Origin of the sequence: Porphyrobacter sp. AAP82, from assembly GCF_000331285.1 — a bacterium.
GTDB lineage: Bacteria > Pseudomonadota > Alphaproteobacteria > Sphingomonadales > Sphingomonadaceae > Erythrobacter.
Window position 1 is genome coordinate 21,201 of the sequence record NZ_ANFX01000035.1, and the last position, 26,150, is coordinate 47,350.

Here is a 26,150-nt window from a genome sequence, read left to right on the forward strand (position 1 = left end):
AGCATGGCGCCAAGGTGGCCTGTTGGTCTCTGCCTCGACTAGCTGCGGTAACGCCCCAGACACTTCACAACGTGATCGAGCGCTGCCTTGTAGGTCGGCAGATGCTCGGGATGCCGATCCTGCAATGTCTTGGCGATGACGTCCAGTGTTCTGCCTTCGCCAACCAGCGCCAGACAGTCGCGATCGAGCATGATCGCCGCATCCAGTTGCGGCACGTGCTGATTCGATGCATTCCCGAGCGCCTTTGTTGAATGGACCTGCGCGAGGAATGTCGATTGGCGCGCCACCCGCCCGCGCGGGGATCCGGCCCGATCGAAGACCTGCCAGTCCCAGTTCCAGACATATTCGCCGTCCACCAGCGTGCCGCGGAAGCGCAGGTCGATCCGTTCGCCCTCGGCCAGCCGCGGGTTGCCTTCGAGCGGCAGGAACATCTGCCCGTAGACCAGCGGCGGCTCGCCCGGCGCGTTGGAATAGCCGAGGCCTTCGGCGATCTCGGCCTCGAACCACGCCAGAATGCCATCGACCCGCCCGGCGCGTCCGGCAACCATGGTCACCCGGCTATCGATGTCGGGTTCGGTGATCGTGCGATAATCGAGCACCGCCAGATCGACCGGCGCGGAGACGAGCGCGCGCGGCTTGAGGTAGGCCTTGTCCATGGCGTTGGCCGCGAACCGCGCCCCTGCGGCCAGATCGAGCCCGTAGGCATTGCGCTGCCAGGGGTGCACCATGGCCCGATACTTCTCGGGCGATTGCGCCAGTGCGATCTTGAGCGTGTCGCGCATCGGCAGCAACGTGCCGCCGGGCGCGAGCAGCCGCGCGCGCGCATCGGCGAGCGTGGCGATATGGTGCTGGAACAGCGGCACGGTGCCGCGGCAGTCCGATACGATCACATCGGCCTTCACCTCGGGGGTGTAATTGGCCGAGATATCGCGGATGATGGTGATGCGGTCTTCGCAGCCATTGGCCCGGGCAAGCGGCACGAGCAGCTCGATGCTGGGATCGGGTTCGATCGCGATGACCTGCCCTGCACCATATTGGCAGGCCAGCAGCGCAAAGGCACCGAACGAGGCGCCCAGGTCGATGACGGTGCAGCCCGGCGTCACCGCACGGCGCAGCGCTTCGGCATAGACGCCCATGCGCGGCTCGCAATCGATCATCCGGCCATAGCTGGCAAGGCTGTAGCCCCCCGGTCTGCTCATCGGGTCGGTTCCTTGTCCTGCTGTGCACCGGCAGCCGCGGCCATCGCGGCCTCGATCAGGCGATGGGTCTCGGGAAGGCGATCGTAATCGTGGGGCACGTCGAGCTCGAAGCAGGCGCTGGCCGAGGCGAGCCGGGCGGCTGCGGCCAGCCGCCCGCTGGCGGCGCGCACATCTCCAGGATCGAGCGCGAAGCTCTGCTCGAGCATCGTCATGCACGCCAGCCGCGCGGAATGCGGGCGGATTGCGGGCTGATCCTCGCCGCCTGCCAGGCTGAAGATGCAGGCGATCGGGAGCGGCGGGGCATCGGACGCAGCGGCGCGAAAGCCGGTCACGTGACGCTTGTCGGAATAGGCGGCCATCGGCGCGGTATCGGCGTCCTCGCCCAGCAATCGTCCGATCGAATCCGGGTAGAGGCGAAGGCTGGGATAGACCGCTGCTCCGAAAAACGCGCCGCCTTGCTCGGTGACGATCACCGCATCATCGCCGAGCAGGCGGTGGCCGCGCGCGTGGAGGCTGGCCCCGAGCGTGGATTTGCCTGCCCCCGTCTCGCCGATGAATACCGCCAGCCGTCCGTCGATGGCGACAAGGCTGCCGTGCAGGACCAGCAGCGCTTCGGCAGCGAGCACGCGCGGGAAGACATGATCGAACAGCAGGTGATCGAGCATTGGCGGATCATCGCGCGACCCTTCGAGGAGCGTGATCGTGCGGCTGGCGAAACAGGCGCGAAACACGGCGGCGGTGCCGAATCGCATGTCGCAGGCATCGCCGTCCCGGACCGCGGCATATTCGAGGTCCGGTTCCGCGCCATCCGCCACCACGCTCGGCGACACGCTGCCGCCCGCATCGCAAAGAGCGCGAATCAACCAGCCATGCACGAAGAAATTAGCCCCCGAAACACGAACGCCGGCTGCCCGAGGGCAAGCCGGCGACGGTAAACACCTGAAACGGGCTGAGACATCCGCCTCCGGCCGGTTTCGATGCCAATCAGGCCATGAAGGACGGGCCGGTCATCGTGGCGTTTTCCTGACCGCCCTGACTGCCGGCCGCGGTCAGCTGGGAGAAACCGCCATAGACGGCGAGCTTCGGCTGGGCGTAGGCAGCCTTAAGCGCGTTGTCGAACTTGGTCATTGCAAATCTCCAATCTTCCGCGTGGCCGCGATCCCCGAATTCCAGTCGGCGAGGTATCGTAAATGACGGAAGTGCGGAATCGTTACAGAATGTTGATGCAAGACGCGCCACTGCCGCCGGGTCAACGAAATGGCGCAGGCCAGCGCCAAGCTGTGCTGCGAGAACGGCGGGAGACTGCGGCTGGAACGCCTCGACGAACCAGCTTCCCACATGGGTGCGCCCGGTGCGCCAGCGCAGCGGATCGGGCATCAGCCCTGCCATGCTGCGGCGCAATATAAGCTTGGGCCAGCCGCCATTCTGGATCTGGTCGACCGGCAGGGTGCGGCAGAATTCGAGCAGGCGTGGATCGAGGAAGGGATCGCGCGGCTCGATCCCGAAAGCGCCTGCGACCCGGTCATAGCGTTCCCGGGCCGCGATCGCGAAAGGATGCAGCATCCGCCGCACGCGGGCTTCGGGCAAGGCATTGTCGGGCATGGCGACCCGCTCGCGGAACCGTGCCTGCCGGGCGGGATAGTCGATCCGCTCGGCAAATGCGCGGTTGAGCAGAACCATCTCGCCGGGAGGGGTGATGCCGGCCTGCCGCTTCAGGCCGCGCCACGCCTGCTGCACCGGCGCCGGCACATGGCGACGGTAGAGCAGGCGGGTGAAGTCGCGGGCCGCGGGCTGGTAGTGGCCCCAGTAGCGCTCGTTGCCGCGCGCCTCCTGCCAGGCCTGCCACAGCCGCCCGGCGTCAAGATGCCACAGCACGACATTGCCGGGGCCGAGCGTCGTATCGCCGCTCACCCCGTCGAGCATCGCCCTCACCCCGTCCGCCCGCGCCTTGGCATAGACCGCCATGACCATCGCCATATGCCCGTCGAAGGGCTCCGCGCAGCCGCGGATCATCGCCGCCACTTCGTCGCGGACCGCGCCCAGATCGCCGCTCGAAATGGTGCGGGGATCGAGGTGCGGCATCGCCATCGCGGTGCGGATCGCCTGCGTCTCGGCACAATCGGGATCGGTGTGCACCGCCGAAAAGGTGCGCAGGGGCGGGGCTCCGGCATCGTGCAGCAGCCGCGCGGCGACCGCGACGACCGAACCCGAATCCATGCCGCCCGACAGCATCGATCCGAGCGTTCCGGACGACCGCAAGCGGACCCGCACCGCTTCGGTGAAGACCTCGAGGAACGCGGCCTCGTATTCCGCATCGCTGGCGCGGCGGACCACCTCGGCCGGTTCGAGCCGCCAGTATCGCCACGTCCTCAGCGCACCGTGCTCGATCGCCAGCGCATGGGCGGGGGGCAGTTTCTTGAGGTCGAGAAAGAAGGTCGAGGTCTCGTCGATCGCCTCCATTGCCTGGATGAGATCGGCGATCCGGCCCTCGTCGATGCGCAGTGGCACATCGCGGTGTTCCAGCAGGGCGCGGGCGTCGGTGGCGCAGGCGAACACCTTGCCCGGCGCGAAGTGGGTGATCAGCTGCCGCATCCCCACCTTGTCGCGCGCGGCGAACAGCCGCTGGTGGCGCGGGTCCCACAGGACGAAGGCGAAATCGCCGAGGAGCTGCCCCGGGCAATCGCGGCCCCATTTCAGGTAGGCGGCAAGGATGATCTCGCCATCGCCGATGACCCGTCCGGCCGGATCCAGCCCGAGCCGGGCGATCAGATCCTCGCGGTTATCGAGACGCACGTCGGCGGTGATGATGCACACTGTGTCCGGGTGGCGCAGCGGCATCGGCTCGGCGAGCGATTCGGGCGTGGTGGCGTTGAGCGCGTGGCCGAGCACAGCCGGGCCATCGCAGGCCGCACCGCTGCGGTCCGGCCCGCGCGCGGCGAGGGCGGCGAGCACGGGGGCGATCTCGCCGCCATCGGCACAGCGCCCGTCCAACCGCACCACCGCGCAGATCCCGCTCATGTCAGGCGGACCCACCTGCCGGTGTCCCGCCTGCCAGTGTCCAGCCTTCGGGGGTGACCTCGATGATCCGGTCGGCGAGCGCGAGGCTGGCGGGGCGATGGGTGATGATGATCACCGTCCGCTCCGCCAGCACCTTCACGCAATCCTCGACAAAGGCAGCTTCGCCCTCGATGTCGTACATGCTGGTCGCCTCGTCGAAGATGTAGATCGGCGGATCGCGCAACAGCGCCCGGGCGAGCGCGATGCGCTGGCGCTGCCCGCCCGACAGGCGCACGCCATCATCGCCGATGCGGGTGTCCAGCCCTTCGGGCAACGCGGCGATGAAGTCCCACGCCTGCGCCAGCCGGGCCGCGCGCTCGATTGCTTCGGGTGCGGGATCGGCCAGGCCGAAGACGATGTTCTCGCGAATCGTGTCGTCGAGCAGCAGCGGGCGCTGCGGCACATAGCCGAATTGCCGGCGCAGCGCCTGCACGTCGATCCGCGCGATGTCGGTCCCGTCGATGGTGATGCGCCCGGCGGCCGGCTCGTAGAAGCGCAGCAGCAGATTGACGAGGGTCGACTTGCCGACGCCGTTTGCTCCGGTCAGCGCGATGACCTCGCCCGCGCCGATCGACAGGTCGAACCTGCGCAGCACCGGCGGGCGGCCCGGATAGGCAAAGTCGATCGCCTCGAAACCGATCGCACCCGCCGCGCGGCCGAGCGGGCCGGTCGCGGCGTAGCCCGGCTCGCACGGGGCGGCGAGCACGGCTTCGAGCCGCGCGAGCGTGCCGCGCGCGACCTGGAAGCTGCCGAACAGCCCGGCAAGGCTCCCCATCGGGCGGGTCAGGAGCGCGGCGTAGAACAGAAAGGCGAACAGCTCCGCCGGGCTCCGCCCGGTCCCGCCGCCGCTCCCTGCCAGCAGCAGCGCGATGGCCGAAAGCGCCGCGACCAGCGCTGCCGTAGGGCCGATATAGGCGGTCAGCCGTGCCTCGGTGAGCCGCAGCTGGCGCGCCGCATCGAGCTTGCCGGCATAGCGGGCGCGGTGAATGTCCTCGACCGCATAGGCCTTGATTGCCGGCAGCATCTGGAGATCGCTCTCGGCGGAATAGAACACCTCGACCTCGGCATCGCGCACCGCCTGCCCCAAAGCCCGCAGGCGGCGGCGCAGCAGCTTCATGGCGATGTAGAAGGCCGGCACCAGAACCGGCACCACCAGCCCGAGGCGCGGGTCGATCAGCAGCAGCAGCACCACGGTGCCGCCTGCGGTCATCAGCGTGGCGGGCAGCTGGGCCAGCGTGGTGGCGAGGAATGTGCTGAGGTTCTGCACCTCCCAGCTGATCAGCGACAAGAGGTCGCCGGTGCGATGGCTGTCGTGATAGGAGACCGGCAGGTGCTGGACATGGGTGTAGGCTTCGGCCCGCAGCCCTGCGAGGATGCGGCTCGAGGCATCGGCGGAATGGACCGCGACAAGGATGTTGACCGCCGTCAGTGCGACGAGCGCGCCGCCGAGCAACGCAAGAGTGCCGGCAAGATCGATCGACACGTCTCCGGCCAGCCGCGCGGCGAGCTGCGCGGCAAGCCACGGCAGGGCGAGGGTCGCCAGCGAACTGAGCAGCGAAAGCCCACTGATGATCGCAAGCTCGCGGCGATAGGGACGGGCCCGGGCGAGGATGAAGGCGCGGTCCATGCGAGGGTGCCTAGCCTTTCGCCGGGGAACGGCCGAAAACGACCCGCGCCGCGGCGGCCGCGATCCACCGGATCCGCAGCAACATGGTCGGCCAGCCGTCCGCGCCGGGATATTTCTCCAGCAGCTGCTCGCGCGTTGCCGTGGCGCTCAGGCGGACAAGCCGGAGGCGCGCGGCAAGGCCCCGTGTCGCCCGGAAATCGTCGCGCCACATCTGCTGGAGGTCGGCATTGTAAAGGTAATGCTCGAGCGCGGTCGGCCTGCTGCCGCTGGCGAGGCGATCGAGGATGCCGTCCGGCAGGGGAAGGCCGATATCCTCGGCGGCGCCCGCCAGCACCTTGCGCACCACCGGCCCTGCGCCGCGCGCCGCGCACAGATCGGCCAGCATGTCCCAGTCGGATGCGGCAAAGCGGGCGGTGATGTGCTGGCAGTCCACCGCCCAGATCAGCCGCCGCACCTGATTGTAGCGTTCGCCATTGGCGAAGAAGCCGTGTCGTTCGTGCCAGGTCTGGTTGATCGCGGCGTGGAGCAGCAGCTGGAGCGGGGCCGGGGCCAGCGCATGGGGCGACAGGCCGGGAAGCGGTTCGGCGTGGGCCCAGAATTCCTTCGTCCGCAGCAGATCCTGGATCGCCGGCCGGTCGGTCGGACGCCAGTGCAGGTCGAGCGACTGGACCATGCTGACCCCGCAATCGCGCCGCCAGATTTCCTGGAAATAGATGCCGTGCGGATTGGTTGGCCGGTGCCAGCTGGCGCGGGCCAGCAGCCTTCGCGCCAGATCGAGATCGCGTTCGTGGATCAGCAGATCGGTATCCCCGCGCGGGCGCATCGGCGGCGAGGAATAGTAGCCATAGGCCAGCGCGCAGCCCTTCATCGCGATGGAGGGCGCACCGGCTTCAGCAAGCTGTTCGACGAGGGCGGCGACGGGCGGGTGCATGACCTTGTCGGCGAGCACCCCGCGGCGGATCAGGCTCCTCAGCCCCTCGGCCGCTTCGGCGGGCCAATGCTTGGGCCTGCCGGGCGATGTGCCGAGCAGCACGGCGATGCCATGGACGTCGATTCTGGCGGACAATTCCCGGGCGAACCCCTCCGCATCAGCGGGGAACGGCCAGGGCGGGAGAGGGGCGCCGCGCAGGGCTGCCCGCACACACTGGGCCAAGAATTTATCCAGCACGATATGCCGTTCGTCCCGTAACAATTGCGGTTCGCCCCTTGCAGATCGCCCCCATCTCAATGCTGGAATTTCCCATGCTTGGCTAGAGCGCAATTGTGCGGCGAAGGCGGTTGACCTTTGTACCTTATGCTGCAATGCAGCGCGCGGTCGTGCGCGGTTTCGCAACCTGGGGGAAATTGGCAATCGCCATGGCAATCGACAGTCACAGGCGCGGCATCATCCTCGCGGGCGGCTCGGGCACCCGGCTCTATCCGCTGACCCGCGGCGTGTCCAAGCAGCTGATGCCGATCTTCGACAAGCCGATGATCTACTATCCGCTCAGCACGCTGATGCTGTCGGGCATCCGTGACATCCTGATCATTACCACCCCCGAGGACGCCGCCCAGTTTAGGCGCGTGCTGGGCGATGGGTCGGATTTCGGCGTCTCGCTTGTCTACGCGGTCCAGCCCCGCCCCGAAGGCCTTGCCCAGGCCTTCCATATCGGCGCCGATTTCGTCAAAGGCGGACCGAGCGCGCTGATCCTCGGCGACAATATCTTCTACGGCCACGGTCTGCCGCAGCTGCTCCAGAGCGCCAATGCCCGCACCCATGGCGCCACGGTTTTCGCCTACCGCGTGAGCGATCCGCAGGCCTTCGGCGTGGTCGAATTCGACGCGGCGGGCAAGGCCGTGTCGATCGAGGAAAAGCCCAAGGTCCCCAAATCGAACTATGCCGTCACCGGCCTCTATTTCTACGACGAGACCGTGGCCGACCGCGCCCGCGGCCTTGCGCCCTCGGCGCGCGGCGAGCTCGAGATCACCGACCTCAATCGCCTCTATCTCGATGAAGGCAGCATGGCGGTCGAGATCATGGGGCGCGGCTTTGCCTGGCTCGACACCGGCACCCACGCCTCGCTGCTCGATGCTGCGACCTATGTGCGCATCACCGAGGAACGGCAGGGCCTCAAGATCTGCTGCCCCGAGGAAATCGCCTGGCGGCAGGGCTTCATCACCACCGATCGCCTGCGCGAGATCGCCGAACCGCTGCGCAAGTCGGGCTACGGCGAATATCTGCTCAAGCTGCTTGAGAGCCCGGTGATCGCGTGAACATCATCGAAACCGCCCTTCCCGGCGTGCTGATCATCGAGCCGCGCCTGTTCGGCGATGCTCGCGGCTTCTTCATGGAAACCTGGAACGCCGCCGCTTTCGGTGCGGCGGGGCTCGACCTGGCCTTCGTGCAGGACAATCACAGCCGCTCGCAAAAGGGCGTGCTGCGGGGGCTGCATTTCCAGAACCCGGGTCCGCAAGGCAAGCTGGTGCGGGTGGCAAGCGGCGCGGTGTTCGATGTGGCGGTGGACCTGCGCCGATCCTCGCCGACCTTCGGCCAGTGGACCGGGACCGTGCTGAGCGCGGCCAACAAGCGCATGTTCTGGGTGCCCGAAGGCTTCGCGCACGGCTTCCTGACGCTCGAAGACGATACCGATTTCCTCTACAAGTGCACCGCGCCCTATGCGCCGCAGAGCGAATTCACCCTCGCCTGGGACGATCCCGCCGTGGGGATCGAATGGCCGGTCACCGGCGCTGCCCCGCTGGTTTCGGAGAAGGACGCGCGCGGGCTCGCGCTCGCCGCCGTGCCGGTGTTCGCGTGAGGGTGCTGATCACAGGGGCGGGCGGGCAGCTGGGCACCGCGCTCCAGCGCACCGCGCCGGGCTGGGCCGATGTGAACGCGATCGATGTCGAGGATGTCGACCTTGCCGACAGCGCCATGCTGACCGCGCGGCTGGTGGTCGAGGCGCCCGATGTCATCATCAACGCAGCCGCCTATACCGCGGTGGACAAGGCCGAGAGCGACGAAGCGACGGCGCGGGCGATCAACTCCATAGCGGTCGCCACAATGGTCGCGGCGATGGCGGCGAGCGGCGGCCGGGTGGTCCACGTATCGACAGACTACGTCTTCGATGGCACCTGCGCGCAGCCCTATGCGACCTTTGCGGAGCGCAACCCCCAATCGGTCTATGGCCGCACCAAGGCCGAGGGCGAGAATCATCTGCGGCCCGAAGACCTGCTGGTGCGCACCGCGTGGGTCTATGCCGCGGGCGGGGCGAACTTCGTGCGCACCATGATCCGCCTGATGAATGAGCGCGAGACGCTCGGCGTGGTCGCCGACCAGATCGGCGCGCCGACATGGGCGACGGGTCTTGCGCGCACCATCTGGGCGCTGCTCGAAAAGCGCGCCACCGGCACCTTCCACCATTGCGATGACGGCGCGATCAGCTGGCACGACTTCGCCGTGGCGATCGCCGAGGAAGCCCATGCCCTGGGCCTTGTGAAGCGCATCCCTGTCATCAACGCGATCACCACTGCCGACTATCCCACCCCGGCGCGCCGCCCGGCCTACTCGCTGCTCGATTGCAGCGCGACGCGCAGCTTTCTTGGCGACCAGCCGGTCCACTGGCGCACCAACCTGCGCCTGATGCTCGAAGAGGAAGCGAAGCGTGGCTAATCTGCTCGTCACCGGAGGTGCCGGCTTCATTGGCGGCAACTTCGTGCACTACTGGAACGCGAAGCACCCCGAAGACCGGGTCGTCGTGCTCGATGCGCTGACCTATGCCGGCAACCGCTCGACGCTCGATGGCACACAGGCCGAACTGGTCGAGGGCGACATCCGCGATACCGCGCTGGTCGAGACTTTGCTGCGCGAGCACGCGATCGACACGCTCGTCCACTTCGCCGCCGAAAGCCATGTCGACCGTTCGATCAGCGGACCGGACGCGTTCATCGACACCAACATCCTGGGCACCAACAGCCTGCTCAAGGCGGCGCGCAGCGTGTGGCTTGCGGGCAGTGGCACGCCCCACCGCTTTCACCACATCTCGACCGACGAGGTGTTCGGATCGCTGGGGCCTGCCGACCCGGCCTTTTCCGAGACGACGCCCTATGCGCCGAACTCGCCCTATTCGGCGAGCAAGGCGGCATCCGATCATCTGGTGCGCGCCTATCACCACACCTTCGGGCTGGAGGTCACCACCAGCAACTGCTCGAACAATTACGGGCCCTACCAATACCCCGAAAAGCTGATCCCGCTGTTCCTTCTCAACGCGCTTCACGGGCGCAATCTGCCGATCTACGGCGACGGGATGAACGTGCGCGACTGGCTGCATGTGGAAGATCATTGCCGCGGGATCGAGGCCTGCCTCGTCACCGGGAAGCCCGGCGAGACCTACAATATCGGCGGCGGGGCGGAACTCCCCAACATGACCGTGATCGACACTATCTGCGCCGAAGTCGACCGCGCCTTTGCCGAGCTCGAGGGCCTTGCCGAACGCTACCCCGATGCGCCGGCGGCCAAGGGCGAGGCGAGCGCCAGCCTCAAGACCTTCGTCACCGACCGTGCCGGCCACGACCGCCGCTATGCGATCGACGAGACCAAGGCGCGCGGCGAATTGGGCTACGCGCCCGAGCATGGCTTTGAGGAAGGCCTGCGCCAGACGCTGCGCTGGTACCTCGCCAACGAACACTGGTGGCGGCCGCTGGCCGCAGGAGGCGCTGGATGACCCACGCAGCGAATTGGCCGCACTGAACAGATCCCTTTACCCGGACCCCATCCGCGGGTTGGCGGCGTTGTAACCCTCCCGGCACCGGGCTACACCTGGACCCGGTGCTGGCAAGCAGAGCATCAAGCAAAGGCGAAGACGAGAATGGCCAAGAAAGCACTGATAACTGGGGCAACCGGGCAAGATGGGGCCTATCTGGCGCGACTGCTTCTGGACAAGGGCTATGAAGTCCACGGGGTCAAGCGCCGCTCGTCATCGTTCAACACCGGGCGTATCGAAGACATTTATCAGGACCCGCATGAGGCCGAGCCCCGGTTTGTGCTGCACTATGGCGACCTGACCGACAGCACCAACCTGATCCGCATCGTGCAGGAAGTGCAGCCGGACGAGATCTACAACCTTGCCGCGCAAAGCCACGTCGCGGTGAGTTTCGAAACCCCCGAATATACCGCCAACGCCGACGCAATCGGCACGCTGCGCCTACTCGAGGCGATCCGCATTCTCGGGCTCGAGAAGAAGACCCGGTTCTATCAGGCCTCGACCTCGGAACTCTACGGCCTCGTACAGGAAGTTCCGCAGCGCGAGACCACCCCCTTCTATCCTCGCAGCCCCTATGCCGCAGCCAAGCTCTATGCCTTCTGGATCACGGTCAACTACCGTGAAGCCTACGGGATGCATGCGTCGAACGGGATCCTCTTCAACCACGAAAGCCCGCTGCGCGGCGAAACCTTCGTCACCCGCAAGATCACGCGCGCTGCCGCGGCGATTTCGCTTGGCAAGCAGGACCGGCTCTACCTCGGCAACCTCGATGCCAAGCGCGACTGGGGCCATGCCAAGGAATATGTGCAAGGCATGTGGCTGATGATGCAGCAGGACGAACCGGACGATTATGTTCTTGCGACCGGCGAGACCACCTCGGTGCGCGATTTCGTGCGCTGGGCGTTCGAGGATGTCGGCACCCCGCTCGAGTTTCGCGGGGAGGGGATCGACGAGAAAGGCTACAGCACCATCGACGGGCGTTGCCTCGTTGAAGTCGATCCGACCTACTTCCGGCCGACCGAAGTGGATCTGCTGCTCGGCGATCCGGCCAAGGCCCATGCCAAGCTTGGCTGGACGCACGAGACCAGCGTGCGCGATCTGGCGCGCGAGATGGTTCAGGCCGACCTCAAGCTGATGAGCATGCCTGTCCCCGGCGTGATCCTGTAAGCCATGTCGGGCGAGGCTATCTTCAACCTCAAGGGCAAGCGGGTGTTTGTCGCCGGGCATCGCGGCATGGTCGGCGCCGGGCTCGTGCGTCGTCTGTCACAGGAAGACTGCGAGCTTGTGACGGCGAGCCGCCAGGAGCTTGACCTGATGGATCAGGCCGCGACACGCGCGTGGTTCGCCGCGCATCGCCCGGAGGTGGTGGTGGTGGCTGCGGCGAAGGTCGGCGGGATCCTTGCCAACGACACCCAGCCGGCCGATTTTCTCTACGACAACCTGATGATCGAGGCGAACCTCATCGAGGCCGCGCACCGGCACGATGCCGAAAAGCTGCTGTTCCTCGGCTCGTCCTGCATCTACCCCAAGTTCGCGCCCCAGCCGATGGCGGAGGACGCGCTGCTGACCGGCAGTCTCGAACCCACCAACGAATGGTATGCGATCGCCAAGATCGCCGGGATCAAGCTGGCGCAGGCCTATCGCAAGCAGCATGGCCGCGACTTCATCTCGGCAATGCCGACCAATCTCTACGGCCCGGGCGACAATTTCAGCCTGACCTCCAGCCACGTGCTCCCCGCGCTGATCCGCAAGGCGCACGAGGCCAAGCTGGCGGGCGCGGAGACGATGACGATCTGGGGCACCGGTACGCCGCGCCGCGAGTTCCTGCATGTCGACGATCTGGCCGATGCCTGCGTCTATCTGCTCCAGCACTATTCGGGCCACGATCACGTCAATGTCGGCTGCGGCGAGGATATCGCGATCCTCGAACTCAACCGGCTGGTGAACGAGATCGTCGGGTTCACCGGCGAGATCGTCCATGATCTGGACAAGCCCGATGGCACCCCGCGCAAGCTGCTCGACACCGAGCGGCTGACCGGCCTTGGCTGGCGGCCGTCGATCGGGCTGCAGGACGGCATCGGCCAGACCTACCGATGGTTCCTCGAAAATGCCGACACCGGCAATATTCGCGCGACGGCCTAGTAGCCTTGGCCAGGGTCATGAGCAGGGAAAAGTCATGGAGCATCGCCGTCTCCTCAAACGTAACGAACGACAATGGAGGTCCGTATGAACGCAGATGATTTCTCGCTGATCGCGGCTGTCAACAACGACGAAATTCTCGCAGGATGCCTCGCGCGCTCCCCCGACGTGGTCTCGGGGCGGCTGAACCTGACAGTCATCCGCGGGGCCCGCTGCATGGCCGAAGCCTACAATGAGGGCCTAGCAACAACGCGTGCAAAGTATGCCTTGATGGCGCATCAAGACGTCTATCTCCCTCAGGGATGGCTCGACATTGCGATGGAAAAGATCGCCGCTCTGAATGTTGCGCATCCTGACTGGATGGTTGCCGGCCCCTACGGTGTCCGGAAAGACGGTTCGCATATCGGGCGCGTCTGGGATGTCGGGATCGGCCGGGAACTGGGCACGGTGGGATTTGCGCCAACTCCGATCGTCTCGCTGGACGAGCTGCTGCTCATTCTACGGCGCGACTGTGACTACCGCTTTGACGAAACCCTGCCCGATTTCCACTTGTACGGCACCGATCTGGTGCAGACCGGTTTGCAAATGGGCAGATCCGCGTGGGCTATCGAAATCCCGGTCGTTCATAACAGCCAACCGGTCGCGACCCTTAACGGCGGCTACACGCAAGCCTATCGCTTTATGGTGAAGAAATGGGCGAAGGCCCTGCCCATTCCGACAACTGTCGCTTCGGTCACGCGTAATCCGATCCCGCTTGCACTGGAAAAATGGCGCAGGCGCCATATTCCCGCGCGAAAGGGGCGGTTGCTTGCGGACTCGGTCGAAGTGGCCCGCTTGGCGCGTTATGAGTAATCCCCGATCCCGGAAGGTTTTGGTACCGTAGCATGCGTCTTCTTCGCAACAGCCTTTACACCCTGACGAGTTCTGTTCTCCCGGCGATCATATCCGTCGTAACGATACCGTTTTTCGTTACGCAGATAGGGGCCGAACGGTACGGCGTGCTTTCGATCGCATGGCTGGTTCTGGGCTATTTCGGTTCGGCCGATTTCGGGATCGGGCGCGCAATCACGCAAAGGATTGCCGCGATGAGAGCGTCGGGGGAAGGTTCTCCCTCGGATGCTGTTTGCTCTGCCTTACTTGCCATGGCAGGGTTTGGTTTGATTACCGCCATATTATTGTTTATATTCACAAATTGGTATTTCGCAGGACCGTTCGAAACTTACGAGGGGTTGCGGTCAGAGGCGCTCAAAGCGGTCTGGATCCTCGCGCTTTGCAGCATCGTTGTCGGTTTGAATGGCGTTCTGGCCGGCGCCCTGATGGGCTATGAAGAATTCGGTGTGCTCGCGATCAGCAATGCTATCTCCAATTCAGTGATCGTGCTCTTCCCGCTCGCTACGGCTTATTTGTATTCCATCGAAATCTCGTATCTTATCGCCTCTGCCTTGCTTGCGCGGAGCCTTGGTGCAGCGCTTCTTACAATTAACGTTTGGCGGAAGTTTTTCAAACACCGTCTCGCTAAGTTCTCGCATGAGGAGTTGAAGCCGCTGCTCGGTTTCGGGCTGTGGGTGATGGTGTCCTCGCTGATCGGGCCGCTAATGCTCTTCGTGGATCGCTTCGTGATCGGCGCCTATCTTGGTGCGCTTGCGGTTGCGGCCTATGCGATCCCATACCAGATCGCCTCTCGGACACTGCTTGTGCCCGTCGCGATCACACAGGCGCTCTATCCACGGTTCGCCGCAGAAGATGGCGCCCTTGCAAAAGCGCGATGCGCGGAGTTCGCTGTTTTTGTCGGGCAGTTTTTCGCATTGATTTCAATCGTGTTAATTTGCTTGGCTGAGCCGCTCTTGCGACTTTGGCTTGGTGACTTGCTCGATCCCAGATCGGTTCTCGTCGCACAGGTGCTCATGATTGGATTCTGGGCAAATGCCATCGCCTTTGTCCCGTTCGCGTATCTGCAGGCGCGCGGAAATCCCGGATTCACCGCGATTTTACACACTCTCGAACTGCCGGTGTTTCTGACTTTACTCTGGGCATTCGGCACAAGCTTTGGATTGACTGGATTTGCCATAGCGTTTTCGGCGCGCTGCATTATCGACTGCGCGGCGTTGATGCAAAAGTCGTCGATCTTGTGGTCCATGCAGACCGCAAAGCTTGGCGTTACGGCCGTGTTTTTGAGCGCCAGCTTCCTAGTCGGCACTTTATCCGATAGCTTTGTCACCATGTTGGTGTGGACCGCCCTGCTGTTCGTAGGGGTTTTTGCTGCAATGCTCTTCCAGATGCCTGCAGGTCTGCGCGTTACGATAAGAAGTCTGGCATGGGCTAGGCGTTTTGGGTAATTTGTGCTGCCATGAATTGGAGAGCAGGGATCGCGGTTGGGCTAAGGCGTCAAAGCGCAGTGGCGCGCAAATGTTAGGCTGTGCGCCTAGGCCGACGATTCGCGTTCCCGAAGGGACCGCCCAGACCTACCAGTGGTTCCTCGAGATGGTCGAAGCCGGCAACATCCGGGAAACCGTGTAGCATGGAGGACGCATCCCCTCCCGATCTCGCGACGCGACCGGCGCTGCATGTCGGTTTGCTGTGGCACACCTTCCTGTCCGAGAACCTCGGCGTGGGCGCGCTCACGATCGCCAATTCGAACCTCATTGCGAACGCGGTGATCAAGGCCGGCTACCGTCCGGTGTTCCACCTGATCGGCTCGCGCGGGACCTATGACTACACTGCTGAGAGCCCCTACGAGAGCACCTTCACCAATGTCGGCTACAAGGCGATGGCCAATCCCTTTTCCAGCCTGCACAGCCAGTTCCGCCGCTGCGACATCGTGTTCGACATCGGCGCGGGCTACCGCTTCTCCGACATATATCCTTGGTCGCGCTTCAACCTGATCCTGTCGTCCAAGTTCGCGACGCGGCTGGCGGGGACGAAGCTGGTGCTGAGCCCGCAAACCATCGGCCCGTTCTTCTCCAAGCGCGCGAAATTCGCCGCGAGCGAGGCGCTGTCGCTCGCCAGCGCGGTGTTCGCGCGCGACGAGACCTCGCTGGCGCTGCTGGAGACTATGGGCTTCGCCGATAAGTCGAGCCTGACGACCGATGTGGCTTTCGCGCTGCCGTTCACCATGCCGGCGGACAAGGACAGCCGCGATCTGGCCAAGGGGCCGATCAAGGTAGGGGTCAATGTCTCGGCGCTGCTCTATCGCCGCGACCTTTCGCAGGGCGACAAGATCGCGCTGGCTGCCGATTATCCGGCGCTGATCGACACCATCTTTGACCGCCTCACCGCCGATCCCCGGGTCGAGCTGCATCTGGTGCCGCACGTGCTGGCGCACACAATGCCCTACGAGGATGACTATGCGGTCTCGGAAATGCTCAAGGAGCGCTACCCCGCCGCGATCCTGCCGCCGCGCTTTGCCGGGCCGTCGCAGGCCAAGACCTATATCGCCGGGCTCGATCTGCTGCTCGGCAGCCGGCTGCACGCGACCATAGCGGCGATCTCCTCGGGCACCGCGGTGCTGTCGCTGGGCTACAGCCGCAAGTTCAACGGGCTGTTCGGCTCGCTCGGCTACCACTGGAACTCGGATCTGACCGCCGAGAGCAACGCGGCGATCCTCGAAAAGTTCGATGCGGCGATGGCCGATCTGCCGACGGTGCGGCGCGAAGCCGTGGCCGCCAATGCCGAGGCGCAGCAGCGGCTGGGCAATTACACCGCCTTCGTTGACCGCACGATTGCCGATCTGGTGGCGAAGAATGCTTGATGTCGAAACCATCGCGGCGGGCGGGCTGTGTTCGGGCTGCGGGATGTGCGCGAGGCTCGGAACGCCGGGCGATCCCGCCTTTGCCATGCGTGACACGGCAGAGGGCTATCGCCGCCCGGTCAGCCTGCGCCCTGCGACCCGCGAGGAGAAAGCGCTGGTCGATGCCGTGTGCCCCGGCGCGCGGATCGCGCATGATCCGGCCAGCATGGAAGCGGATTACCATCAGGTATGGGGCCCGCTGGTCGAGACCCGGCTCGGCTGGAGCAGCGATCCGGCTTTGCGCCGCAACGCCTCCTCGGGCGGGGCGCTGTCGGCGATCCTCACCCACCTGCTGGCCTCGGGCGAGGCGGATTACGTGGTGCAGACCGCCGCCGATCGCACCGCGCCGATCCGCAACGCCCTGACCATCAGCACTGCGGCTGAGGACGTGTTCCGGGCAGCGGGATCACGTTATGCGCCGTCCTCGCCGCTGGAGGATATCGGCGCGCGGCTCGATGCGCCGGGGCGGTTTGTGTTCGTCGGCAAGCCTTGCGACGTCGCTGGCCTGCGCCAGCTGGCGCGGCACGATCCGCGGGTCGATGCCAAGGTGCCCTACATGATCGCCTTCATGTGCGCGGGCGTGCCCAGCTATGGCGGCACTACGGCGCTGCTCAAGGCGATGGGGGTGGAGGACGAAAGCGCGGTCACCGCCTTCCGCTATCGCGGTGACGGCTGGCCCGGCTTTGCCACTGCCGTATTGGCGGACGGGCGCAAGTTCACCATGGATTACGACACCAGCTGGGGCACGATCCTCAACCGGCACCTGCAGTTCCGCTGCAAGATCTGCCCTGACGGGATCGGCGAGTTTGCCGACATCGTCTGCGCCGACGGCTGGCATTGCGATGAACAGGGCAATCCGCTGTTCGACGAGCAGGACGGCCGCAGCCTGCTGATCACCCGCACCGCCAAGGGCGAGGCGCTGGTCGGCCGTGCGGTCGCCGCCGGAGGCCTCGTCACCGAACCCACGCAGATCGCGCAGATCGCGCACATGCAGCCGTTTCAGGCGCGCCGCAAAGGGCTGGTGCTGTCGCGGGTGGCGGCAATGGTGCTGACCGGCCGGCGCCGGCCGCGCTTTGCCGGCCTCGCGCTGGCTGGCAATGCGCGCAAGCTCGGGGCGAAAGAGAACCTGCGCAGCTTCCTCGGCACCTTGCGCCGTCTGGTCGCCGGGATCGGGAAACCGCTGTCGTGACCGGCGGGCGGGCCGGATAGGATCGTGGTGCGGGGCCGTTTCAGCAGTGCGGGGCTGACGCTCGGGCTCGGCTATGTCGGCGAACATGGCCTGCTGTTCCTGGGCACGGTCCTGATCGCGCGTCTGCTCGGCCCGGAATATTTCGGGATCAGCGTCACCTTCCTCCTGGTGACCAGCACCATTGCGCTGATCAGCGATCTCGGCATCGAGAAATATGTGATCCAGGCGCGCGAGGAGGAGCTCGGCGCGACCATGCCGACGCTGGCGAGCCTGCTGCTGGCGCGCGGGCCGACGATGGCGCTGGTGATCCTCGCGCTGTCGGGCTGGATCGCGGCGCGGTTCGGCAATCCGGAACTGGGCTGGTTCTATGCCTGCGCGGCGGCGATTCCGGCGATCGAGGGGCTGCGCCATCTCGATCCGCTGGTGCAGCAGCGCTCGATGCGCTTTGCGACCTATGTGAAGATGCAGCTTGGCGGGCTGGTGCACGGGGTGCTGCTCACCATCGTGCTGGCGGCAGTGACCAAGAGCTACACCGCGATCATCGCGGGCTGCCTTGCGACCTCGGAGATCTCGGTCGCGCTGTCGCACATCCTCGCGCGCACGCCCTACCGCCTCGGGCTCGCCCGTGAGGCGCTGAAGCCGGTGCTCACCTATGGCTGGCCGTTGCTGCTCAATGGTGGGGTGATCTTCCTTGCGACGCAGGGCGACCGGATCGTAATCGGCACGCTCAAGGGCATGGCGGACCTTGCCGGCTATGTCGCGGTTGCCGCGCTGACCGGCGGGGCGAGCATCTTTCTGGCGCGGCTGTTCGGCAATCTGTGCCTGCCGCTGCTCTCCGAAGCGCGCGACAATGCGGCGATGTATGCCGAACGCTGCCGCACCACGGGCGCGGCCTCGCTGCTGATGCTGTCTGCCACGCTGGTGCCGATTGCGGTCATCGGCGCGCCGATCGTGGTGCTGCTGTTCGGTGCCGGGTACAAGACCGCGCCGCTGCTGGTGGCCTTCCTCGCCATTCAGGCTGCCGCGACCGTGCTGCGCGCGTGGTGCGTGTCCATCTCACTCAGCGTCAGCGGTACGAGCGACATTCTCGCCAATAACCTGCTGCGGATCATCGGGCTGGGCGGGGCCTTCGTCGCCCTGTCGATGGGGCACGGCGTGGTGTGGGTTGCGGGGTTCATGTGTGCGGGCGATGTGGCGGCGACCTTCCTGTCGCTGTATCAGGTGACCCGCCGGACCACTGCCGCGGCCCGCCCGGCGGTGTTCTTCGGCACCATGTTTGCCGTTCTGGCCGGACTCGTGCTGACGGTGCAGGCGCTGATCGATCCCTATGCGGGATGGGCTGTGCCGCTGCAGGCGGCGGTGCTGTGCAGCGGGGCGGGTGTGGCCGCCGTCCTCTCCGCCTCGACAGACCTTCGCCGCCGTCTGCAAGGTGGCGCGACGCAAATTTTCAAGATCGCCAAGCGAAAGGATGGATGATGGACCAGACAGTTCAGGACGTGCCAGACGTCAACGCCGATGGCTACAAGGACAAGCAAAGCACCTATTTCGGTGGCGTGCGGCGCGATTTTCTTGCGCTTCTGCCCAAGGACGGTAGCGCCAGAGTGCTCGAGATCGGCTGCGGTTCGGGCGAGACCGGCGCGGCTGCGATTGCAGAGGGCCTGTGCCAATCCTACACCGGTGTCGAGCTCGCCCTGCAGGCCGCTACCATGGCCCGCACCCGCCTGACCGAGGTGTTCGAAGGCGATGTCGAGCGCATGACCTTCCCCTGGCCCGACGGCCATTTCGATGCGGTGCTGATGAGCGAGGTGCTCGAGCACCTGATCGATCCCTGGACCGTGGTGAGCCGGGTTGCGGCCAAGCTGAAGACCGGCGCCATCGTGCTCGCCAGCTCGCCCAATGTCGCGCAGCTGGCGATCCTCAAAGGCATCATCGCCGACCGCTGGGAGCTGACCGAGACCGGGGTGATGGACCGCACCCACCTGCGCTGGTTCACCCAGGGCAGCTATCGCCAGATGTTCGAGGATGCCGGTATCCGGATCGACGAAGTGCGCGCCATGGCCCCCCCGGGGCCGTTCGGCAGCGTCTTCAACCTCGCGACGCTGAACCGCTTCCGCCACCTCACCATGCGCCAGATCTGCGTCGTCGGGCACAAGCCATGAGCGACGCGGGTGCGATTGCCGGCCAGCTGCACATCGTGGCGGCGGTCAATGACGAGGAGATCCTCGGCAACAATCTTGCACGTTCCCCGCTGGTCGCGTCCGGCGCGGTGGGCCACAGCTGCTATCGCGGCGCGCGTTCTGCGTCCGAGGCCTATAACCGCGGGATCGACGAGAGCACGGCCCCGATCATCGTGTTCGCCCATCAGGACGTCTTCCTGCCCGAAGGCTGGGAAGAGGGCCTCGCCCGCGCGATCGCCGAGATTGAGGTAAAGGACCCCGACTGGGCGGTGATCGGCGCCTGCGGCGTCGATCTAACGGGCAAGCATGTCGGACATGTCTGGTCCTCGGGCCTCAGCCGCCGTGTTGGCGGGCGTTTCGGCGCGCCGCGCGAGACCGTCTGCATCGACGAATTCGTGATCATCCTGCGCCGTTCGAGCGGCCTCAGGTTCGACGAGGGGCTGCCCGGCTTTCACCTCTACGGCACCGACATCGTGCAGATGGCCCGCGCGGCAGGGCTGCACGCCTATGTCGCCGATCTGCCCGCGATCCATAACAGCCGCCCGGTGCGCACCTATCGCGGCGGCTATGCAGATGCCTGGCACTATATGCAGCGCAAGTGGCAGGCGATCCTGCCGATCGCGACGCTGACCGTGCCGCTGACCCGCACCCCGCTGCCGCTGCTGCGCTCGCAGTTCCGGCTGTGGCGTACCTTCCCCAAGCGCCTTGCCGGCGCCACGGACTCGCGGATCGATCCGCGCGAGCTGGTGCGCCAGCTCGATCTGTAGCGCCGGGGGCTGTTCTAGGCGGAGGCAGCGACCTGTTTCGCCCATGAGCGCATCTGGCTCAGCGTGTCGGGGAAGGCGGATTCCTCGATCACGATGAACCAGTCGACAGTGCCGACAAGCGAGGTTCCGCCGCCTCGTCCGAGCCCGATCTGGGTGTCGCCGGTGAAGTTGCAGCCCTGCATCTCGATCACCTTCGCGCCGGCTTGATGCAGCGCGAGGTAGAGCGCATTGCGGCTCGCAATCGGGGTTCCGTCTATCAGCACCGTACTGCCGGGCGCCGAGGAAATGCCCTGCGCATATTGCACCACATTGGCGCTGCCCTGATCGCACAGGATGGTCGCGGCGGTGCTGGCATCGGTCTTGGTGAAGCCCATGATCACGGTGAAGGTTCCGCCCGTGATCGCGCGGTTCACCCGGTCGCCATTGTCGAAGGTCGCGCCGGTTGCGCCGATCACAGGCTGGCTCGCCGCCGTGCTCTGGGTCAGATCGTTGTTGTTGGCGCTCATGTCCTCGCTGCGCCACACCCCGCCCGTGACCGAGGCATTGCGCAGGCGATGGATCGAGGACTGCCCGCCGGCCGCGTTCATCCCGGCCAGCAGGTCTCCCAGCGGGTCAGCCGAAGGCGGCGGCGGAACATATTCGGGCGCTTCGAGCGCGAAGGCTCCCAGCGCCGCAAATTCGGGGAAGGGCGTGCGGTCCATGTCGTGCGGGATGACAGCGCGGAACCCGCTCGCCGCCAGCTGCCCGGCTGGCCGGAAGTCCTTGGCGTCGAAGTTCACGAACAGGCTGGTCTCATCGCCGCCCACCAGCACGTTGGTTGCCGCCGCCGGCTTGGGATTGCCCGAGTGGATGCGCAGGCCATCGATGGTGAGGTTCGGCAGCGGCCCTTCCGCATCATAGAACAGCGTGCGGACCACGTTGTTCTTCAGCATCGAATAGCTATCGGCGGTGGAGCCGAAGGGAATGCCGTTGGTCCTGATCCACAGGCCCTGATTGGGCAGAGTGTTGTGCGCGATAACCACATGGCTGGCGACCATGCCGAATGGCGCGCCGCGTCCGAACTGCGAATAGCCACCGGCGGGGTTGAAGGTCTCGGTCACTTCGGTGCCGATCCCGATGGCATTGCCGACAGCGAAGAAGTCGAGCTCCTTGCCTGCCCCCGCGCCGGCATTGCCGCTGGGCGAGAAGAACAGGCCCTGCGCCTCGACCGCATCGGCCTGGTTGAAGGCGATGATGACGTTCTCCAGCACGCCCGCGGTGTGCTGGTAGAAATCGCTTTGCTTGTTGAAGTGCGAGATGACCGTGAGCGTGGCGGTCTTGATGTCGCGGTCGGCAAACCCGCCCGAGGCGAGGCCGGGCAGGCTTCCGCTTGCCGCGGTGCGCTTTTCCAGCGGATCGTTCTCGTCCAGCAGCAGCACCGCGGTGATGCCGGGCAGGGTGTTGAGCCAGGCCACCAGATCGGAGAACCAGTAGCCACCCACGCCGCTCGCGCCGTTGTAGGTCGGCGGATAGGTGGAGTTGCCGGGGAAGTAGGCCTCGTTGCCTTCCACCTGTCCGGTGTCGAAGGTGTATTGGGTGCCACCGATGTTGACGATCCACACCCCGCCGGCGCTCGCCCCCTGCCCGCCGGTGCGGGTGAGGGTCGCGGTGGCCGCAGTGCCGGTGTAGCGGATGGTGAAGGCGTCGATCTGGTCGGACTGCGGCCGCCCGCTATGGATGCGCACGCGGTTCTGGATGCAGCATTTCGAGTTCGAGAAGATGTCGCCCGCCACCCGGTCCAGCTCGCAGCCCCGGATCAGGTTGGCGGTGTTGCCGAAATTGGTGAGCTCGGTGACCTTGACCTCGGTGAACCACGCCGCGCCGCGCACCGAGCCGAGGCCGTTGGGTTTGATCGTTCCGCGCCACAGCTCCGAATTGCCGAGCGGCGCGCTCGAGATCATGTTCACCCCGTCGAGCCACGCGCCCTGGCCCTCGTCGGCGCTGCTGCCGTTGATGGTCAGCACGTAGCGATAGTCGAGCGTGAGGTTCGTGCCGAAGAACCGCAGCTTGTAGCGCGCGTCATTGATGTTGGCGGTGCCGTCGTTCACGTAGGCTGTCCGCCCGATTGTGACATCGGGCGTGCTGGCGGTGATGTTGAGCCGTCCGGGCAGGCCGGTGCGCAGCGAAATGCCGGGGACGCCGCTGCCGACGGTCAGCTCGTACAAGCCGGGCTCGGCGATGGTGATCAGCGGATTGGCCGAGCCGAGCTGGTTCACAAAGGTCGCCGCGGCGTCGAGCGTGTGGTAATTCACGCCCGCCACCGCGGGCTGCGACGGAGCGACCGTTACCGCGTGGGTGAACTCCTCTTCCGCGGGGGAGAACAGGTAGGGGCCGATCACGCGCTTCTGCATGGTGCCGTCCCGCGCGGTCGCCTCGATATAGAGGTTTGCCTGCCCCGCCTTGCCCACCGGCTTCCGCAGCCGCACCCACCAGCCGTAATAGGTGAAAGGGCCGCGCTGGGTCTGGATGGTGTGGAAGGTCGGCCGGGTGATGACCGCCTCGCTGCCTTCGAACATGAACTTGACGCTGGCGATGCCGAAATTGTTGATCAGCGTGCCGCCGTCATTGGCCATCGCGATCACGCCGACATCGAGCGTGTCGGTGAAGTACTGGTAGGGCGGCACCAGCAGCCGCAGCGCGGGTTTGGCGGTGGTGCGGACCGGATCGACCGGCACCGCAGCAAAGCCGCTGCCCGCAGTGCCGGTCCAGGCGGCGGCGGGTTCGATGCTTTCCGGGGGCGGGACATAGATCTGGGCCATGTTCGCAAGGGGCGTCCAGTTGCCCGAGATCAGGCCGATGCCGTGCCAGCTCATCAGGCGAAACCCACCAGATTGGCGGCGGTGGTGCCGGTCGCCCGGACGGCCCGCAGCCGGATCGCGATCACGCTGCCGCCGGCGACGTTGCGGAGCGTCACATCCTCCTCCGATCCCACGGCGCGCAGCACGATATCGCCGCCGGTGTCGACATAGACCGCCTTGGTCGCACGGGTGAGTTCACCGGTGTCTTTGGGGATCACGGCGAAGGCTTCGCGGGCGGGGGCGATCAGGCTGTCGTTGGCGGAGCCGAAGGGATCGTGAATCATGAAATAACCTCTTTCGCTTAATTGATTGAGGAAAATGAACCAAAAAGGTTATCTGTAGGAAAGCGCTTTCTTGGCCACCTTCGTCGCATTTCGCTGCGGAGGATGCGAATGCGGGGCGGAGCGCAGGGCGGGGCGAGCGGTCCGCGCCATGCTGCAAGTGCGTTATCGGCTTGGACGGGCCGCCGAATTGGTCTAGCCTTGAGGCATGGCCACGACATTCCGTCCTGCTCCGATCGGATCGCCGCTTGCCCGCCGCGGACAGGCCGGCTCGGACAATGTGCCGATCTATCTGGCGGTGGCGCTGGGCTACATGCTGCTGCTGCCGCCGCAGCTCAACCTGATGATCGGCACCACGGCGCTGCCGCCCTACCGGTTCATGCTGATCCCGGCGGCGCTCTACATGATCTCGCGGGGCCTGCGCGGCCAGATCCGGCTCGGCTGGATCGATGCGCTGATCGTCGCGGCGACGGCATGGTTGTGGCTTGCGCTGTTCATGACGACCGAGGCGGCCGAGGCCTTTACCGCGGCCTTCGCCCAGACGACCGACATCGCGCTCGCCTATTTCTTCGGCCGCTTCACGATCCGCTCGCTGAGGGACCTGCGGGCCTTCCTGATCATGATGGCGCCGGGGCTGGCGATAATCGGCTTAGCGCTGATAGCGGAGTCCCTCACCCACAAGCGATTGATTCAGGACTTTGCAGGCCTCGTGACGGGCCGGTCGGCGGGCTACCGGATAGACGTTCGCCTAGGCGTGTTTCGGGCTCCGGGACCGTTCCCGCATCCCATCCTTGCCGGGGTTTTCCTCGCTAGTTTCTTGCCGCTCTATGTTCTGTGCGGGGTGAGAGGCTGGCCGAAAGTCGCTGGCATCGTTGCAGCGGTTTTCAGCTTCTTCACCCTCAGTTCCGCGGCGCTGCTGGGCCTTGTGGTAGGCGGCGCGCTGCTGGCCTACAACTGGCTCAGTGCGCATTTTGCCATCCTGACATGGCGGCTGCTCTTCGTGGTGACAGGGATTGTGGTGTTTGTCGCGGAAACGGCAACAGGGTCCGGCACCTATGGCATCATTCTTCGCTTTGCCTCGATGAACTCGGTCAGCTCCTACCACCGCGTCCTGATCTGGCAGTATGGCACCCAGAATGTCCTCAAGAACCCTTGGTTCGGCCTTGGATATGGTGACTGGGAGCGGCCTGTCTGGATGTATTCGTCGTCGATGGATCACTTCTGGCTGTTGATGGCCGTACGGTTTGGGATCATCCCTTCGGTTCTGATGGCCATTGCCACCATCTGGGCCGTTCTGATGCTCATGCGTGCTGCCACTGCATCGCCAAACTATATTGATCGTAGAGCATACAAGGGCCTTGCGATCAGCTTGGGCGTTTTCGGCCTTAGCATCATCTCGGTTGCGCTTTGGCTATCCGCGCACATCTGGTTCTTCATGCTGATCGGCCTGTCGGTCAGCGTCAGCGGCGCAGTGCTGAACGCTCCGCGTCACGCAGTCCCTGTCGGCCCCCGCCGCCAGTTAGCTCAACCGATCGAGCGCCGACCAGAACTGCGCGGGAACCGCTAGGCTCGAGTGGACGAAGAGGTCATCGCTCGCATTGATGCGTGCGACCAGCTTGTAGCCGTTCGCAAACAAGGTCTCGCGGTGCACCTGTTCGCCCCCGAGCACCTGATTGTTTTCGAGCATGATCGCCTTGGGCGGCGACTTGCTGAAATCAAAGCCGCGCAGGATCAATGCTTCGGCACCTTCAACGTCGATTGAAACAAAATCGACTTGTGTGGCGGGGCCGATGAAGTGGTGCACCGGTCCGCATTCGACTTCATAGGTGACGTGATCATAATCGCGTAAATCCTCGGCGCGGACATATTCCTTGAAGCCGGACAGCGTATGCTCCCAGCCCGCCTTGGGCTTTATCTCAACGAACTGCCGTGTTTCCGCCTTGTCGCTGATCCCCGCATTGACGAACTTGGTGTTCGGCCGTGCCTGCCATGCATCCTTGACCGATTTCATCGGATCAAACGCAAAGCCAGACCAGCCTTTCTTTTCAAACAAGTATGTGTTGCTGATCGCAACCGGAAGATTGGCACCGATGTCGACGAATACGCCGTCGTCATGCTCGAACAGCAGGCTCAAGATGTAATCCTGCGCGATCTGACCGTAGAACCCCTGCTCCCTGAAGTCTTTGACCTGCTCCTTGGAAAAGAGAACGAACTTCGCGTCAGGATTCAGGCGCAGGAAAGCCTTGCGGTCGGCGGAGAACTTGTAGCCTTCCCAGACCTTTTTTGCGGTGGTCCGAGCGAAAGGCGGGAGAATACGCTTGGCGGCGCTACGCAGAGCCATGCTCATATGA

At 65.2% G+C, this 26,150-nt stretch carries 22 protein-coding genes; 14 read left to right on the top strand and 8 right to left on the bottom strand.

Translation table 11 applies throughout. From position 1 onward, the window contains the following. Positions 1 to 38: 38 nt before the first annotated feature. The 5 genes from D620_RS16660 to D620_RS0111440 form a co-directional block, all read right to left on the bottom strand. The gene (locus D620_RS16660; protein ID WP_033376742.1) at positions 39 to 1,199 is read right to left on the bottom strand and encodes a class I SAM-dependent methyltransferase; all 1,161 of its coding nucleotides are present in this window, start codon (positions 1,197 to 1,199) and stop codon (positions 39 to 41) included. Next, on the bottom strand, positions 1,196 to 2,029 hold the full coding sequence (locus D620_RS0111425) for a hypothetical protein (RefSeq protein WP_017665947.1): 834 nt from the start codon (positions 2,027 to 2,029) through the stop codon (positions 1,196 to 1,198). The genes D620_RS16660 and D620_RS0111425 overlap by 4 nt, the downstream gene beginning before the upstream one ends. A gap of 154 nt (positions 2,030 to 2,183) precedes the next feature. Further along, the gene (locus tag D620_RS0111430; RefSeq protein WP_017665948.1) at positions 2,184 to 4,217 is read right to left on the bottom strand and encodes an asparagine synthase-related protein; all 2,034 of its coding nucleotides are present in this window, start codon (positions 4,215 to 4,217) and stop codon (positions 2,184 to 2,186) included. Between the two features lies 1 nt (position 4,218). Beyond that, positions 4,219 to 5,883, bottom strand: a complete 1,665-nt coding sequence (locus D620_RS0111435) for an ABC transporter ATP-binding protein (RefSeq protein WP_017665949.1) — start codon at positions 5,881 to 5,883, stop codon at positions 4,219 to 4,221. A gap of 10 nt (positions 5,884 to 5,893) precedes the next feature. Continuing rightward, positions 5,894 to 6,949, bottom strand: coding sequence for a nucleotidyltransferase family protein (locus D620_RS0111440; protein WP_033376745.1), 1,056 nt, complete (start codon positions 6,947 to 6,949; stop codon positions 5,894 to 5,896). Positions 6,950 to 7,239: 290 nt separating this feature from the next. Here D620_RS0111440 and rfbA point away from each other — a divergent pair, with 290 nt between their 5' ends. The 13 genes from rfbA (at position 7,240) to D620_RS0111510 (ending at position 20,681) form a co-directional block, all read left to right on the top strand. Beyond that, complete coding sequence (gene rfbA, locus D620_RS0111445) at positions 7,240 to 8,136, top strand: glucose-1-phosphate thymidylyltransferase RfbA (RefSeq protein WP_033376767.1); 897 nt, start codon at positions 7,240 to 7,242, stop codon at positions 8,134 to 8,136. Then, complete coding sequence (gene rfbC / locus D620_RS0111450) at positions 8,133 to 8,678, top strand: dTDP-4-dehydrorhamnose 3,5-epimerase (RefSeq protein WP_017665952.1); 546 nt, start codon at positions 8,133 to 8,135, stop codon at positions 8,676 to 8,678. The genes rfbA and rfbC overlap by 4 nt, the downstream gene beginning before the upstream one ends. Beyond that, positions 8,675 to 9,532 (top strand): dTDP-4-dehydrorhamnose reductase, encoded by an 858-nt coding sequence (gene rfbD / locus D620_RS0111455; RefSeq protein ID WP_017665953.1) that lies wholly within the window; start codon positions 8,675 to 8,677, stop codon positions 9,530 to 9,532. The genes rfbC and rfbD overlap by 4 nt, the downstream gene beginning before the upstream one ends. Continuing rightward, positions 9,525 to 10,583: a dTDP-glucose 4,6-dehydratase gene (rfbB, locus tag D620_RS0111460; RefSeq protein ID WP_017665954.1), complete on the top strand. Its 1,059-nt coding sequence runs from the start codon at positions 9,525 to 9,527 to the stop codon at positions 10,581 to 10,583. Before rfbD ends, rfbB begins: the two co-directional genes overlap by 8 nt. A gap of 144 nt (positions 10,584 to 10,727) precedes the next feature. Beyond that, a complete protein-coding gene (gene gmd / locus D620_RS0111465) occupies positions 10,728 to 11,789 on the top strand; it encodes a GDP-mannose 4,6-dehydratase (protein WP_017665955.1) in 1,062 nt (353 codons plus the stop codon). A gap of 3 nt (positions 11,790 to 11,792) precedes the next feature. Next, a complete protein-coding gene (fcl, locus tag D620_RS0111470; RefSeq protein WP_017665956.1) occupies positions 11,793 to 12,764 on the top strand; it encodes a GDP-L-fucose synthase in 972 nt (323 codons plus the stop codon). An 84-nt stretch (positions 12,765 to 12,848) separates the two neighbouring features. Beyond that, positions 12,849 to 13,613 (top strand): glycosyltransferase, encoded by a 765-nt coding sequence (locus tag D620_RS0111475; RefSeq protein WP_033376748.1) that lies wholly within the window; start codon positions 12,849 to 12,851, stop codon positions 13,611 to 13,613. A 32-nt stretch (positions 13,614 to 13,645) separates the two neighbouring features. Next, positions 13,646 to 15,097, top strand: coding sequence for an oligosaccharide flippase family protein (locus D620_RS0111480; protein ID WP_017665958.1), 1,452 nt, complete (start codon positions 13,646 to 13,648; stop codon positions 15,095 to 15,097). Positions 15,098 to 15,279: 182 nt separating this feature from the next. Further along, entirely contained in the window at positions 15,280 to 16,509 is a 1,230-nt protein-coding gene (locus D620_RS0111490) for a polysaccharide pyruvyl transferase family protein (protein ID WP_081596590.1), read from the top strand. Next, on the top strand, positions 16,502 to 17,737 hold the full coding sequence (locus D620_RS0111495; protein WP_017665961.1) for a Coenzyme F420 hydrogenase/dehydrogenase, beta subunit C-terminal domain: 1,236 nt from the start codon (positions 16,502 to 16,504) through the stop codon (positions 17,735 to 17,737). Before D620_RS0111490 ends, D620_RS0111495 begins: the two co-directional genes overlap by 8 nt. 27 nt (positions 17,738 to 17,764) lie before the next feature. Next, positions 17,765 to 19,213 (top strand): oligosaccharide flippase family protein, encoded by a 1,449-nt coding sequence (locus D620_RS15300; protein ID WP_033376751.1) that lies wholly within the window; start codon positions 17,765 to 17,767, stop codon positions 19,211 to 19,213. Beyond that, positions 19,210 to 19,896, top strand: a complete 687-nt coding sequence (locus tag D620_RS0111505; protein ID WP_196795282.1) for a class I SAM-dependent methyltransferase — start codon at positions 19,210 to 19,212, stop codon at positions 19,894 to 19,896. The genes D620_RS15300 and D620_RS0111505 overlap by 4 nt, the downstream gene beginning before the upstream one ends. Further along, on the top strand, positions 19,893 to 20,681 hold the full coding sequence (locus tag D620_RS0111510; RefSeq protein WP_017665964.1) for a glycosyltransferase: 789 nt from the start codon (positions 19,893 to 19,895) through the stop codon (positions 20,679 to 20,681). The genes D620_RS0111505 and D620_RS0111510 overlap by 4 nt, the downstream gene beginning before the upstream one ends. A 14-nt stretch (positions 20,682 to 20,695) precedes the next feature. Here the strand turns inward: D620_RS0111510 and D620_RS0111515 are convergent, their stop codons facing one another. Together D620_RS0111515 and D620_RS0111520 are read right to left on the bottom strand one after the other, a co-directional pair. Beyond that, positions 20,696 to 23,533 carry a hypothetical protein gene (locus D620_RS0111515; protein WP_017665965.1) on the bottom strand — a complete coding sequence of 946 codons (2,838 nt, stop codon included), beginning with the start codon at positions 23,531 to 23,533 and terminating at the stop codon, positions 20,696 to 20,698. Beyond that, a complete protein-coding gene (locus tag D620_RS0111520; RefSeq protein WP_017665966.1) occupies positions 23,533 to 23,802 on the bottom strand; it encodes a spike base protein, RCAP_Rcc01079 family in 270 nt (89 codons plus the stop codon). The genes D620_RS0111515 and D620_RS0111520 overlap by 1 nt, the downstream gene beginning before the upstream one ends. Before the next feature lie 205 nt (positions 23,803 to 24,007). Between D620_RS0111520 and D620_RS0111525 the strand changes: the two genes are divergently transcribed. Next, positions 24,008 to 25,366 (top strand): O-antigen ligase family protein, encoded by a 1,359-nt coding sequence (locus tag D620_RS0111525; protein WP_155800126.1) that lies wholly within the window; start codon positions 24,008 to 24,010, stop codon positions 25,364 to 25,366. Here the strand turns inward: D620_RS0111525 and D620_RS0111530 are convergent. Then, the gene (locus tag D620_RS0111530) at positions 25,319 to 26,146 is read right to left on the bottom strand and encodes an FkbM family methyltransferase (RefSeq protein WP_033376754.1); all 828 of its coding nucleotides are present in this window, start codon (positions 26,144 to 26,146) and stop codon (positions 25,319 to 25,321) included. The two genes, D620_RS0111525 and D620_RS0111530, sit on opposite strands and share 48 nt — an antisense overlap. Positions 26,147 to 26,150 lie beyond the last annotated feature (4 nt).

What these genes read in the sequence shown, in the direction of transcription:
- D620_RS0111495 (WP_017665961.1), top strand. Translation starts at nt 16,502, where the DNA reads ATGCTTGATGTCGAAACCATCGCGGCGGGCGGGCTGTGTTCGGGCTGC.
- fcl (WP_017665956.1), top strand. Translation starts at nt 11,793, where the DNA reads ATGTCGGGCGAGGCTATCTTCAACCTCAAGGGCAAGCGGGTGTTTGTC.
- D620_RS0111515 (WP_017665965.1), bottom strand. Translation starts at nt 23,533, where the DNA reads ATGAGCTGGCACGGCATCGGCCTGATCTCGGGCAACTGGACGCCCCTT.
- D620_RS0111505 (WP_196795282.1), top strand. Translation starts at nt 19,210, where the DNA reads ATGATGGACCAGACAGTTCAGGACGTGCCAGACGTCAACGCCGATGGC.
- rfbA (WP_033376767.1), top strand. Translation starts at nt 7,240, where the DNA reads ATGGCAATCGACAGTCACAGGCGCGGCATCATCCTCGCGGGCGGCTCG.
- D620_RS0111530 (WP_033376754.1), bottom strand. Translation starts at nt 26,146, where the DNA reads ATGAGCATGGCTCTGCGTAGCGCCGCCAAGCGTATTCTCCCGCCTTTC.
- D620_RS0111490 (WP_081596590.1), top strand. Translation starts at nt 15,280, where the DNA reads ATGGAGGACGCATCCCCTCCCGATCTCGCGACGCGACCGGCGCTGCAT.
- D620_RS0111525 (WP_155800126.1), top strand. Translation starts at nt 24,008, where the DNA reads ATGGCCACGACATTCCGTCCTGCTCCGATCGGATCGCCGCTTGCCCGC.
- D620_RS0111520 (WP_017665966.1), bottom strand. Translation starts at nt 23,802, where the DNA reads ATGATTCACGATCCCTTCGGCTCCGCCAACGACAGCCTGATCGCCCCC.
- D620_RS0111435 (WP_017665949.1), bottom strand. Translation starts at nt 5,883, where the DNA reads ATGGACCGCGCCTTCATCCTCGCCCGGGCCCGTCCCTATCGCCGCGAG.
- D620_RS16660 (WP_033376742.1), bottom strand. Translation starts at nt 1,199, where the DNA reads ATGAGCAGACCGGGGGGCTACAGCCTTGCCAGCTATGGCCGGATGATC.
- D620_RS0111480 (WP_017665958.1), top strand. Translation starts at nt 13,646, where the DNA reads ATGCGTCTTCTTCGCAACAGCCTTTACACCCTGACGAGTTCTGTTCTC.
- D620_RS0111430 (WP_017665948.1), bottom strand. Translation starts at nt 4,217, where the DNA reads ATGAGCGGGATCTGCGCGGTGGTGCGGTTGGACGGGCGCTGTGCCGAT.
- gmd (WP_017665955.1), top strand. Translation starts at nt 10,728, where the DNA reads ATGGCCAAGAAAGCACTGATAACTGGGGCAACCGGGCAAGATGGGGCC.
- D620_RS0111475 (WP_033376748.1), top strand. Translation starts at nt 12,849, where the DNA reads ATGAACGCAGATGATTTCTCGCTGATCGCGGCTGTCAACAACGACGAA.
- D620_RS0111510 (WP_017665964.1), top strand. Translation starts at nt 19,893, where the DNA reads ATGAGCGACGCGGGTGCGATTGCCGGCCAGCTGCACATCGTGGCGGCG.